The following is a 13054-nucleotide window of genomic DNA, read 5'->3' as shown; positions in this document are numbered from 1 at the left end:
CAAACAACAGTATGAAAAGATATAAACTTCTCTATTTAGTGACTGGGTTTGCTTCCGTGCTGATGACCGGTTGCAACGATATGGAAAATACCCCGTCCAACAAATTCACGGACAACAGCTTCTGGAACTCCACAGAGAAAGCACAATACGTAGTTAACATGGCCTACAGCCAAATGTACAATGCCGGAAGAATGTGGCAGGACGAAAGTCTGAGTGACAATGTATTCGACGGAAGAAATGTAACCGACCCGCGTGCCATTCGCAAAGGTATGGGCACTCCTTCTTTAGAACTCTTTAAAAATGAATGGAAGGATCTATACGGTGGTATCAAAACCTGCCATGTATTTCTGGAGAAAGTAGATCTGGTTCCGGGAATGAATGTAGCTGTCAAAGCACGCATGATTGCCGAAATTCGTTTTATCCGTGCCTTTATCTATTTCCGGCTAACTAATCTGTATGGAGATGTGCCATTCTTTGACAAAGATATTACAATTGATGAATCCAACTCCATTGCCCGTACTCCACGTGCTACCATCATCAGCTTCATCCATCAGGAATTAGAAGATATAGCAAACGCACTTCCCACCCGTGACCAACTGCAAGATGCTGAACAAGGCAAAATTACCAAAGGAGCGGTCAGTGCTCTACAGGCGAGAGTCTACCTAATGGACAGTGACTGGGATAACGTTATCAAATATTGCGATAATCTGATAAAGAAACAGAATGAATATGGCACATACAGCCTTCTCCCCACTTATCGTAGTGTTTTTGAAGAGACAAACGAATATAATCAGGAGATTATTCTAGACCGTGCATACGTTCCTTTCCTACTGACATGGGGTGAGATGTCAGATATGGCTCCGCTATCAGTTGGTGCACGTCTTTGTAACCGCGCTCCGCAACAATCGTTAGTAGACAGTTATTTAATGGTAGATGGCAAAGCATTTAATGAAAATAGCCCGTTATACAATCCAAGTACTCCGTATGCCAACCGCGATTTGCGGCTGACCGCCACTGTTGTTTATGACGGTTATGACTGGAGTAAGAATGTTTCGGACGGTAGTACAGGCACTATCATTCAAATCAATCCGCAATCCAACACAGTGGATAAGTATGAAGCCGGAAGTAACAAAACTGCTACCGGATATTACACCCGCAAATACTATAGCCCACAAGCAAAAGGTGATATGAATTCTGGGGTAAATCTTAGCATCATACGTTATGCCGACATTTTGTTAATGTATGCAGAGGCTCAATTTGAGAAAGGAAACATGGATGCTACTATCTGGAATCAGACCATACTCCCACTCCGAAACAGAGCTGGATTCACAGAAGAAGCAAAAGCTTATCCTACCGAAAAGACAGAAGCGGAAATGAGACAAATCATCCGTAACGAACGCCGTTGCGAACTAGCCCTCGAAGGATTGAGATGGTATGATATCAAACGCTGGAAAGCCGGAAAAGAATACCTTGAAGGATATGTCTATGGCGCAAACTTCAACAACGGTAATCCTATCCGACTGGATAAACGTCAGTTCGATGAAAACAGAGATTATTTATGGGCAGTTCCTCAAAGCCAAATCAACCTAAATCCGAATCTAGCCCCTAACAATCCCGGATATTCTAACTAATCACCCTATTAAAAGGAAATTAATATGAAAACAAAAATAACAAAAGTAGTCGCCTTATTCACTACATTGGCAATCATCTTCTCATGTACGGAAGATATGGAATACAGAGATACGGCAGTAAGCCCGGTGAATCAACTTTATGAACCAATCAGCGGAAAAAGTGTAGAACTAGTAGCATCTGCTACCGCTTCCCTGTTCTTCGAATGGGAAGCAGCGAAAGCTGAAGACAGTGGCTCACCGCTCTACGAAATCGTTTTCGACAAAGAAGGGGGAAACTTCTCTAATCCTCTTTACAAAGTATTGTCTGACAACAACGGGGCGCGCAATTACGCGACTATCAGTCATAAAACACTGAATAAAATAGGTGCAGCAGCAGGATTGAACAGTGGAGAGACAGGTACAATTATCTGGACGGTCATCGCATCACGCGGTCTGAGCACGGCAATGAGCAATGTCTCACATAAACTGACGATCACCCGTATGCTCGGATTTGCAGAGGTTCCATCTCAATTATTTCTCACCGGTGAAGCAACCGAAGGGGGAAGTGATATCAGTCAAGCAGTACCTTGTTCCTCACCCGAACAGGAAACATTTGAAATCTTTACCCGTTTGAAAGGAGGAAAAAGCTATAAGCTGGTAGATAAAACCAATGACAACGCAAACTATTTCTACATTGATGGAAATAGAATTGTAGAAGGCGAAGGCGAAACGACAGTAGAAAAAGACGGAATCTATCGCATCACTATGGACTTCTCTATTGCTTCAGTCTCTATTCAGGAAGTAAAATCAGTAGGAGTATTTTTCTGCCCGAGCAACAAGGTTATTTTCGAACTGTCTTACAAAGGTAACGGAATATTTGAAGGAGAAGGCAAAGTAACGTTTAAACAGGAGAGCTGGGGAAAAGACCAACGTTACAAACTGTTGATGTCTTACAGCGATAAAGATATGTATTGGGGAACATTGAATGACGTAGATTCATCTCCGAACGGAGCTGGTCAAGAAGATTCATATTACTTTATCAAAGAATATGGAATCAATGAAGGTAGTGAACCACAATGGAATCACAAATGGAAATTTGACAATCAGTTTGATGGTAGCATGACCAAAGTCACCGTTAAATTCAACGGAGCAAACTATACACATTTTGTATCTCTCGGAGACGGTGTATCTCCTGAAGAACCGGAAACAACTCCTAAAAACTTATTCTTGACAGGTGAAGCCAGTGAAGGGGGAAATGATATCAGTAAAGCCATGCAATACAATAAACTGGGAGAAGGCATATTTGAAATATTCACCCGGCTGCAAGGAGGAAAGACTTATAAGATGGCTTCTTCTCAAGAAGCAGATGCAAAGTTCTTCTATATAGAAGATGGAGAGATTAAAAGTGGAGACGGAATTACCACTGTCGAAAAAGACGGGATTTATCGTATTAAGGTAGATTTCTCCAACAAATCAGTCATTACAAAAGAAATTAAATCAATGGGACTATGGCACTGCTGGGATCGAAATGTCCTTCTTGACTTACCCTATATAGGAAATGGAGTATTTGAGGGAACAGGTACAATAAGTCCTAGTAATAATAGTAATAATGATAATCGTTACAAACTCCTAATGGTATATGCGGACGATAGCGAATTGATTTGGGGCACCAAAAACGACACAGACGTAGTACCAGGAGCAAACCCAGATCCATCCTATTTCTATATCATGGAAACAAATGATAATGCAGAAGCAGGTCAATGGGAGCGTAAATGGAAATTTAATGATGGAATCATAGGAAATAATACAAAAGTTCGTGTTATTTTTACCGGTGAAAATTACACCCATTCTATAGAACCAGTTAATTAAGAAGATGTATGAAAAAACTATTATTATGTGTCCCGTTCCTCGCGCTGATGTTCCAAAGTTGTGGCAACATCGAAGACGAGTATATGTACGACAAGGGACTTTATACAATCAACTGGGAAGCAGCAGCAGACAGTAGCTCGGTCACCATAATTAACCGTTTCTGGAATGAAACGGGCAATTACTTCAACTATGAAAGCGACGGTTATGACGAAGCTTTTCATTACTGGCCGCAAGCGCATGCTATGGACGTATTGATTGATGCCTATATTCGTACTCATGATGCTAAATATAAAGACTGCTTTGACAAGTGGTATGCTGGCATCAATTCCAAGAACGGCGGAAGTTATTGGAATAACTTCTACGATGACATGGAATGGATTGCCCTGACCATGATACGTTTGTATGAAGTCACCGATGAAGCTAAATATCTGGATACAGCCAAGCAACTTTGGGATTGGATTAAGGAAGGTTGGAATGAAGAATACTGCAACGGTGGTATCGCATGGAACCACGGCGATGTATGGAGCAAAAATGCCTGTTCCAACGGTCCTGCCAGCCTCATCGCCTGTCGCTTATATCAAATAGAAAAAGTGGAGGAATACAAAGAATGGGCTATCAAGATTTACCAATGGGAAAGAGAACATCTGTTCAATCCTGCTACAGGAGCTGTCTACGACAATATAGACGGAAGAACGGATAACTTAAATACCCTGACATTAAGTTATAACCAAGGGACATTTCTCGGAACAGCCCACGAACTGTTTAAGATTACAGGAGAAGCATCATATCTGAAAGACGCCCGCAAAGCCGCTTATTTCGGAATCAGTGACGGCAGCATGATTGACGCAGGAAACAATCTTCTCCGAGACGAAGGAAACGGTGATGGCGGACTGTTCAAAGGAATATTCATCCGTTATTTTGTGAAACTCATTTTAGATGATAATTTGGAACCCATTTATCAGAAGAAGTTTATCACCTTCTTCAATAACAATGCGGATATATTATGGAGAAAAGGCGTCAACAAGTCCGACCTTCTCTACGGAAGTAGTTGGGCAAAAGGAGCCGAAGGCAGCACTCAACTGACCATACAGACAAGCGGCTGCACCCTGATAGAAGCAAAAGCTTATTACGAAAAATATAAAAAATAACAAGAAACATGCGAATTATTGAAACCGTACTGTGTGCTGCTTTCCTCACCGGATGCGCACCAAAGGGGAATAGTAATCCAAACATCAATTTAGAGAGAGCCCAGCAAACGCTGGACTCCCTCTATGTTCACTATTCAGTACCCAACACTTGTCTGCTTCGCGAAAATTTTCCTTTTGACGAGAAGCACAAAGTCACTTATCTGGCATCAGAAGAACAAGCTAACGTGCCAAACGCCTATTCGTATCTCTGGCCTTACTCCGGAACATTCTCCGCAGTAAATGCACTGTTCGAAGCCACTCAAAACAAAGAATTTCAAAAACTACTGGACGAACGGGTATTACCGGGACTTGATGAGTATTTTGACACTGCACGCACTCCCAATGCTTATTCGTCGTATGTGCGTACCGCTCCTGTGTCAGACCGTTTTTATGACGACAATGTATGGTTAGGCATTGATTTTACAGACACTTACCAACTCACCCAAAACAAAAAATATTTGGACAAGGCCACACTTATATGGGATTTTATAGAAAGCGGAACAGATAGTGTGCTCGGAGGCGGAATCTATTGGTGCGAGCAGAAAAAGGAATCGAAGAACACCTGTTCAAATGCTCCTGGTTCTGTTTTTGCACTAAAACTATTCAAAGCAACAAACGACAGCAGTTATTTCAAAAAAGGTAAAGCGTTGTACGAATGGACTAAAGAACATTTGCAAGATAGTACAGATTATCTATATTTCGACAATATTCGTTTGGATGGAAAAATCGGAAAAGCCAAATTCGCTTACAATAGCGGACAAATGATGCAGTCAGCTGCCCTCCTTTACCAACTGACGAACAATCCGGTTTATCTGAAAGAAGCTCAAAGCATTGCCAAAGAATGTTACAACTACTTCTTTTCTGATTTTACACCCGTATCCGGAGAACCATTCAAAATGATAAAGAAAGGAGATATCTGGTTTACTGCCGTAATGCTCAGAGGATTCATCGAACTTTATCATCTTGACAAGAATAAAACATATCTCGATGCCTTTAACAAAAGTCTCGATTATGCTTGGGAGAACGCACGTGATGAAAAAGGACTGTTCCATACAGACCTCAGCGGCAATAAAAAAGACAATAAAAAATGGCTGCTGACACAAGCTGCCATGATAGAGATGTATAGTCGGCTTTCTGCCTTTGAATAAACTACTGTAGAACATTAATAAATGATAAAAAGAAATATGACAAAAAGAAACATGCGCCTTTGCACCCTTGCAACTGCCCTGCTAATAGGAAGCAATATGAACGCTTCCACTTTCATTTGTCCTAAGGACAATACCATGATTGCCAAGCAAGCAGAAATTACCGGAAAGTATAAAAGCCAGCGTCCGGCTAAAAAAGACCGTTTATTCACTTCACAGGCAGTAGAAGCTGAAATCCTGAGAGTGAAGAAGCTGCTGACCAACAGCAAACTTGCCTGGATGTTCGAGAACTGCTTTCCTAACACATTGGAAACAACCGTACACTATCGCACCACCGATGGCAAACCGGATACTTTTGTCTATACTGGAGACATCCATGCCATGTGGCTTCGTGATTCGGGAGCTCAAGTGTGGCCATATATCCAGCTAGCTCATAAAGACCCGGAATTAAAGAAAATGCTCGAGGGCGTTATCCGCCGCCAATTCAAATGTATCAATATCGACCCTTACGCAAATGCTTTCAACGATGGAGCTAAAGGAGGCGACTGGATGACAGACCTGACGGACATGAAACCGGAACTGCACGAACGTAAATGGGAGATTGACTCTCTCTGCTATCCCCTCCGCCTGGCTTATCAGTATTGGAAAGAGACGGGAGACGCTAGTATTTTCGATAACGAATGGATTCAAGCCGTCATCAATATCCTGAGAACATTCAAAGAGCAACAGAGAAAAGAGGGAGTAGGTCCTTATAAATTCCAGAGAAAAACGGAACGTGCGCTTGATACGCTGAACAACGACGGGCTGGGCGCTCCGGTAAATCCCGTAGGATTAATCGTTTCGGCTTTCCGTCCTTCCGATGATGCTACCACCCTTCAATTTTTGGTTCCTTCCAACTTCTTTGCAGTTACTTCACTCCGAAAAGCTGCTGAAATCTTAGAGACTGTCAATCAAAAGACCGAATTGGCAACACAATGCAGCGAACTGGCACAGGAAGTGGAAACGGCCCTGAAACAATATGCAACCTATAATCATCCCAAATACGGCACAATCTACGCTTTCGAAGTCGATGGATTCGGAAATCATTTCCTTATGGATGATGCCAATGTACCAAGCCTGCTGGCAATGCCATATTTGGGCGATGTAGATGTGAACGACCCGATCTATCAAAATACCCGCCGCTTTGTATGGAGTAAAGACAATCCTTACTTCTTTAAAGGAAAAGCCGGAGAAGGTATCGGGGGTCCGCATATTGGTTATGATATGATATGGCCCATGAGTATTATGATGAAAGCCTTTACAAGCCAAGATGACCAAGAAATCAAAGAATGCATCCAAATGCTAATAAATACAGATGCAGGCACAGGATTCATGCACGAATCTTTCCATAAAGATAATCCTGAGAAGTTCACACGTGCGTGGTTTGCATGGCAGAATACATTGTTCGGCGAGCTGATACTCAAGCTAGTAAACGAAGGAAAAATTGATTTACTGAATAGTATTCAATAAATAGGCTCTACATTACAGAAGGTAAATCCCGAACAGGTGTAAAAAACATCCGTCCGGGATTTATTATATTTGCTTCATCGAGCTATCTTCAACTCCTGAACAAGATTGCCCGCCTTACCGTATTTCTCCATAATAAAGAGCATATACCGCACATCTACCCCGATGCAACGCTGCAAGTCAGGTTCAAATACGATGTCACTGCTCATTGCTTCCCAGTTGCCATCGAAAGCCAGCCCAAGCAATTCTCCTTTGGCATTGAACATGGCACTGCCGGAATTACCGCCTGTAATATCATTATTAGAAATAAAGCAAACATTCATCTCTCCCTGTGCATTGGCATATCTGCCGAAATCACCGGAAGAAAGCAGGCTCAACAACTCCGGCTGGACGGCAAAGTCAATATCCCCCGCATGTTCCTTCACCTTCTCAAAGATGCCTTTCACGGTGGTATAATAATCGTAAGTGGCTCCATCAAAAGGAGTATATCCCCCAACCGTTCCGAAACTGAGCCGCATGGTGGAATTGGCATCCGGATAGAAATTCCGATCGGCATACATACGGCGCATGGCAGCGTTGAACAAACGTTCCCCTTGCTCTATCTGCTCGGAAGCTTCGGAAATACTCTGATTCATCTCATAATACTTCACGATCAGATCCAGACTCAAGGAAACCGCCGGGTCCTCTATCAGATTATACGTAGTGTCCCGTTCCAGAAAACGTTTCAAGCCCTTAGGAGAGGTGATATGGGACGTTGCATACAAAGAGTCCACATAGGTCTGAATATTGCCGTTATAAAGCGTATCTATCTTTTCATACATAGCAGGCAGATACTTCTTATCCACTTTCGACTGATACTCTTTAAGCATGGCAGCAAAAACCTCCTTATCGATTGAAAGATCGAGATTATCATATTTCTCCAGCAATTTTTTCATACGGGTCACTACCTGCTTCTCTTCCGCCTCAAAGTCGAAATTGAGAATCTCAAGAGCAAGCTGCACCAACTCGGGACCATTAATAAACGATTCACCGAGATAAGCCAGGGCACGGTTTGTTTCACGCCGATTACTATAACTCAATTCCAAAGAAGAAAATAAACGAATCAATTTCTCCCTCTCTTCCGGATGAGACAGAATCCAATCACGAAGCGCAGTTTCAGCCTCCCGTTTCTTTTCCAACACCTTCAGATGCTTGATGGCTTTATTCGTTCCGATGCTATTTTTCCAGTAATTGGAGCTTTCATCATACTTTGAAGCATATTTAATACGAATATCCGGACGACGGTCCATCTCCCGTTTCCAAACTGCTTGTTTTACTCCCCGCACATCAATCATTGCCTGGTTGATTCCATTCATCATCTCTTCGACACCATACGAAGAAAGATACCGTTCCGTACTTCCCGGATAACCAAGCGTCATACAGAAAGAACCTTCCTTGTATCCATCCAAAGAGATGGGCGCTACATATTCAGGATGATAAGGGACGTTGTCAGGAGAATAATCAGCCGGGCCATTCTTCGTATTGGCATAGATACGGAATACACTGAAATCGCCCGTATGCCGGGGCCACATCCAATTGTCCGTATCCCATCCGAACTTCCCGACAGAAGAAGGAGGCGCAAAGACCAAACGAACATCGTTATAATCACGATAAACGGAAAGCCAGAATTCATTGCCTGCATAATAGGCATCGACAATACCGGTCAGCGTAGAATCTTTTTCGGAAACTTCCAGACTAATTACATTCATGATCGAATCGACAGCTACACGGCGTTCTGTTTCCGTTTTAGCATGACGGGCGGCAGACAATACCCGTTTGGTAACGTCTTCCGTACGAAGCAGAAAACGGACGTACAACTCCGGATTCGGCAGCTCTTCATCAAGGCTACGTGCAAAAAAGCCATCTTTCAGATAATCATGTTCTACGGAAGAATGCTGCTGGATACTGCTGAAACCACAATGATGATTGGTAAACACCAGACCGTCTTCGGAAACCACCACTCCCGAACAGAAACCTCCAAAGCTGACAACAGCATCTGAAAGAGAAGGTTTCTTCGGATTATACAGTTTATTCACAGGCATCTGCAAACCGAGTTCCTTCATCACCCGTTCTGCCTGTTTGTTCTTGCGAAGGTTCCCCAATAACCACATTCCCTCGTCAGCAAATGCCTGCGACAGGCAAAGGGAGAGGAGAATCACTGCGATTAGTCTGAGTTTCATGCTATTATTTTTTAATTTATTCAAGTTGGATTTATATATTCTATGATCAATCCGAGTATCATTATTCGGTAATCAGCCTCAACTTCTTCGCTCCTACACGGGCTTTCAGCCATTCGCTGATTTTCTGTTTCTCGGCAGCAGACGGATGTCTGTCGAATTTCAAAACAGCCAATGTTACCGTATCGGTCTTCATCGAGTCAACCCGCACTTCGAGCGAATGAGCGATGGAGAGCGTAGTGATGGAAGGATAAAGCACTTTCAGTTCGGGCACTAATGTACGACTCATTGCGTCATACGTCCTGTATTGTTCCAGCGTCGTCTCCAGTTGGGAAATCTTCACTGCCTGTTGCTGAAGTCGCTGCTCGCTGTTTTTGTAGAAGTCTTCCATGACCATGGCACGGATAGAAGTCACATCTACCGCTTCGTTATTCATCCCCTGCAATACAACCAGCTTCGTATCTTCCAACTTATATTCTTTCATCTTGCTACGGGCAATAGAAATCGAAGCATCGGGCACTTCAGGACCAATCAAAACAACCCGCACTTCTTTATGTTCATAGCTGATCTTTTTATCAAGCACCTGTGTATTTTCAAAGTTCAGCTGATCGCTAATAAAACGATTGGCTGCCGCCTCATAGAAGGTGCTTTTTATAATTCCAAATGTCAGATAAACCGCCGGGCACATGGTAAGCACCACAATGAGAACGATGTATTTACGTACGGTCTTCTCACGGGTTTTATCAACAAACTCTTTTCGTTTGAAATGCATCACACGAACTCCGAGGAAAGTGGCAAGACTGATAAAAACAGAATTGATGAAATAAAGATAAAAAGCACCTAGGAAATAAATAAGATTACCGGAGGCAAGCCCGTAACCTGCCGTACAAAGCGGCGGCATCAATGCAGTAGCAATGGCAACGCCCGGAATCACATTTCCTTTTTCCTTGGTAGAGAGAGCTACCACACCTGCCAAACCACCAAAAAGCGCGATGAATACATCATAAATAGTGGGCGATGTACGTGCCAGCAGCTCCGACTGCGAACCGGCAATAGGGGCAAGAAGGAAGAAGATAGTGGCCGTTGTCACACTGAAAGCGGTCGTTATGAGAAAACTCTTTAAAGAGCGCTTCATTAATTCGAAATCGTTCAGTCCGACAGAGAGTCCTACTCCCATAATAGGTCCCATCAGCGGAGAAATCAACATGGCACCGATAATGACTGCGGTAGAGTCTACATTCAATCCGAGTGATGCCATAAAGATGGCAAAAATCAGGATCCATAAATTGGCACCTTTAAACTCTACACCTTTACGGATAGAATCCACGGTGGCGAGTTCGTTATCCTTGTCTTTTTTCAAGTCCAGATATTCTCTCAGAAAGGACCTGATAGCAAACTTATTACGTTCATCTGTCTTCATAATTATTTCTTCTTTATAAAGCGATTAATAACAGGAATCTGACTCAATGGTAAATCCTTCTTGATAATATAAGCTATAAATAGCAATAAAAGTACGGTACGGAAAGCGAGACGGAGCACCTGATTAGGGATAGGCACCTGTTCTCCAATAACGTAGAGTACCACTGCCAGCAGAACATAAAGTCCGAGGCTTTTCAAATCATAACGAATCGGGTATTCTTTCTGTCCTATCCAGTAGGATAACAGCAAGATTACGGCATAGCCTGCAACAGAAGCCCATGCCGAAGCAAGATAGCCATAAACCGGCACAAACAAGATGTTCAATACGACAATAATGACACAACCGATCACTGAGAAGTAAGCCCCCCAATAGGTTTTATCCGTCAGTTTATACCAGAAGGAGAGGTTGAAATAAATCCCTTTACAGATTTCTGCAAGCATCACGATAGATACTACTCCAAGACCTTCCCAGTAGTCCTTTGCTACGAGGTAACGCAACAAGTCGAGATAGAACATGACTGCAAGGAAAGCCAGCAATGAAAAGATCAGGAAATATTTCATCGCAGCCGCATACATTTTCCGGTTATCTCCTTCGCTGTCTTTGCCAAAGACAAACGGTTCGTAAGCGTAACGGAAAGCCTGTGTAAACATCGCCATTACCATCGCAATTTTGCAGGTTGCCGCATAGATACTCAGTTGTGCTAATCCTTCCTGCCGATCTTCAAAGAGAAACGGATAGATCATCTTGTCTACAGTCTGATTCAGAATACCTACCAAACCTAAGATTAATACCGGGAAAGAGTATACTACCATTCGCTTCAGCAACACCCGGTCCAGCTTATAAGCAAATCCTCTCAGCTCTGGGATAAAGAAGAACATCTGTACAACCGAGATGATCAGGTTGCTAACGAAGATATATCCCACCAGATAGTCGGGGTCATAAAACCAAGCGATGGTTGCCGGACAATGCACATTCAGCCACGGACACCCCAACAGGAAAAACAGATTCAAACCGATGCCGCCACCGATAGAGAGTAGCTTGATAGCTGCAAACTTGACAGGACGTTTCTTGTATCGCAAATAGGCAAAAGGGATGCATTGAAAAGAGTCTAAAGCTACCACAATAGCCATCATCGCTATATACTCCGGATGATCGCCATAATCCAGCAAATTGGAAATCGGTTGCAGGAACAATAAACAAAGGAGGGCGAAAATCAAAGATACGCCTCCTACTGACAATAGGGAGTTGGCATACACTTTCATCGGGTCCTCCCCCGATTTATTGGCGAAACGGAAGAATCCCGTTTCCATACCGAACGTAAGCAGTACGAGCATCAGGGCTGTAAATGCGTATACGTTCGATACGACTCCGTAACCTCCGGAAGAAGCCGGTAATACAGCTGTATACAGGGGTACCAGCATATAGTTAAGGAATCGTCCGACAATACTGCTTAACCCATAAATTGCAGTATCTTTAGCTAATGATTTTAGTCCAGCCATGTAGATATGATTAACTGTTTAATGATTAACGGTTAACGATTTAGTGATTAACGGTTAACGGTTTAGTGATTAACGTCGAAAAGTCGGTAGTATTCTGACTCTCCTCCTTCTGGAAGGAGGAGTCCCCACAGGGGGAGGTGGTAGGATTCCCTCTCCTCTTTCCTACAGCCTCTCGAATCTCCTCCACAATTTGCGAAGGATTCTCAAATACCACTCTATTCTCAAACCGAATGACCCAAATATCCTTTTCATTAATGAGGAAACGAGCACGATTATCCGCATAATCCATTGCTACCGAAGTAGAATGTACTTCTCCGTCCAGTTCTATACTCAACCGGAATTGCGGGCAATAGAAGTCTAAAATATAGGGACCGACACTGTGCTGCCAACGAAACTTAAGTCCGTCAATTTGCTTTCCCTTGATTAACTCCCAGAGAGTAGCTTCGGCAGAAGTGCCATTATTACGCAAATCTTTTCGAACTGATTTCAGTTCAGACTTATTCATTGTATCGTGCATAAATATTTCATTTTATGTATTCACCTACCACCTCCCCCTACGGGTACTCCTCCTTCCAGAAGGAGGAGAGTAGGAATACTATCGA

General features: G+C 43.0%; 9 protein-coding genes. 5 read left to right on the top strand and 4 right to left on the bottom strand.

Annotated elements, in window-relative coordinates; all coding sequences use genetic code 11:
• Positions 1-11: 11 nt before the first annotated feature.
• The 5 genes from A4V03_RS19180 to A4V03_RS19160 are packed head-to-tail and all read left to right on the top strand — an operon-like array spanning position 12 to position 7320.
• Positions 12-1631 carry a RagB/SusD family nutrient uptake outer membrane protein gene (locus A4V03_RS19180; RefSeq protein WP_024987450.1) on the top strand — a complete coding sequence of 540 codons (1620 nt, stop codon included), beginning with the start codon at positions 12-14 and terminating at the stop codon, positions 1629-1631.
• A 24-nt stretch (positions 1632-1655) separates the two neighbouring features.
• Positions 1656-3479, top strand: coding sequence for a SusE domain-containing protein (locus A4V03_RS19175; protein ID WP_024987449.1), 1824 nt, complete (start codon positions 1656-1658; stop codon positions 3477-3479).
• Between the two features lie 8 nt (positions 3480-3487).
• On the top strand, positions 3488-4627 hold the full coding sequence (locus A4V03_RS19170; protein WP_024987448.1) for a glycoside hydrolase family 76 protein: 1140 nt from the start codon (positions 3488-3490) through the stop codon (positions 4625-4627).
• Positions 4628-4635: 8 nt separating this feature from the next.
• A complete protein-coding gene (locus tag A4V03_RS19165) occupies positions 4636-5814 on the top strand; it encodes a glycoside hydrolase family 76 protein (protein WP_065539988.1) in 1179 nt (392 codons plus the stop codon).
• A gap of 36 nt (positions 5815-5850) precedes the next feature.
• Entirely contained in the window at positions 5851-7320 is a 1470-nt protein-coding gene (locus A4V03_RS19160) for a glycoside hydrolase family 125 protein (RefSeq protein WP_065540511.1), read from the top strand.
• A 74-nt stretch (positions 7321-7394) separates the two neighbouring features.
• On the opposite strand, the gene A4V03_RS19155 is transcribed toward A4V03_RS19160, so the two are convergent.
• The 4 genes from A4V03_RS19155 to A4V03_RS19140 all read right to left on the bottom strand — a co-directional run bounded on the left by A4V03_RS19155 (position 7395) and on the right by A4V03_RS19140 (position 12969).
• Entirely contained in the window at positions 7395-9536 is a 2142-nt protein-coding gene (locus A4V03_RS19155; protein ID WP_065539987.1) for a S46 family peptidase, read from the bottom strand.
• A gap of 61 nt (positions 9537-9597) precedes the next feature.
• Complete coding sequence (locus tag A4V03_RS19150; protein WP_065539986.1) at positions 9598-10953, bottom strand: TIGR00341 family protein; 1356 nt, start codon at positions 10951-10953, stop codon at positions 9598-9600.
• A 2-nt stretch (positions 10954-10955) separates the two neighbouring features.
• Entirely contained in the window at positions 10956-12452 is a 1497-nt protein-coding gene (locus tag A4V03_RS19145) for an oligosaccharide flippase family protein (RefSeq protein WP_024987443.1), read from the bottom strand.
• A 40-nt stretch (positions 12453-12492) separates the two neighbouring features.
• Positions 12493-12969 (bottom strand): endonuclease domain-containing protein, encoded by a 477-nt coding sequence (locus tag A4V03_RS19140; protein ID WP_065539985.1) that lies wholly within the window; start codon positions 12967-12969, stop codon positions 12493-12495.
• Between the last annotated feature and the right edge of the window lie 85 nt (positions 12970-13054).

Origin of the sequence: Bacteroides caecimuris, from assembly GCF_001688725.2 — a bacterium.
Classification (GTDB): Bacteria; Bacteroidota; Bacteroidia; order Bacteroidales; family Bacteroidaceae; genus Bacteroides; species Bacteroides caecimuris.
This window is presented reverse-complemented; position numbering and strand designations above follow the sequence as displayed.

Excerpts from the sequence above, each read along its gene's own strand:
- A4V03_RS19180 (WP_024987450.1), top strand. The coding sequence starts at position 12 with ATGAAAAGATATAAACTTCTCTATTTAGTGACTGGGTTTGCTTCCGTG.
- A4V03_RS19175 (WP_024987449.1), top strand. The coding sequence starts at position 1,656 with ATGAAAACAAAAATAACAAAAGTAGTCGCCTTATTCACTACATTGGCA.
- A4V03_RS19170 (WP_024987448.1), top strand. The coding sequence starts at position 3,488 with ATGAAAAAACTATTATTATGTGTCCCGTTCCTCGCGCTGATGTTCCAA.
- A4V03_RS19165 (WP_065539988.1), top strand. The coding sequence starts at position 4,636 with ATGCGAATTATTGAAACCGTACTGTGTGCTGCTTTCCTCACCGGATGC.
- A4V03_RS19160 (WP_065540511.1), top strand. The coding sequence starts at position 5,851 with ATGACAAAAAGAAACATGCGCCTTTGCACCCTTGCAACTGCCCTGCTA.
- A4V03_RS19155 (WP_065539987.1), bottom strand. The coding sequence starts at position 9,536 with ATGAAACTCAGACTAATCGCAGTGATTCTCCTCTCCCTTTGCCTGTCG.
- A4V03_RS19150 (WP_065539986.1), bottom strand. The coding sequence starts at position 10,953 with ATGAAGACAGATGAACGTAATAAGTTTGCTATCAGGTCCTTTCTGAGA.
- A4V03_RS19145 (WP_024987443.1), bottom strand. The coding sequence starts at position 12,452 with ATGGCTGGACTAAAATCATTAGCTAAAGATACTGCAATTTATGGGTTA.
- A4V03_RS19140 (WP_065539985.1), bottom strand. The coding sequence starts at position 12,969 with ATGCACGATACAATGAATAAGTCTGAACTGAAATCAGTTCGAAAAGAT.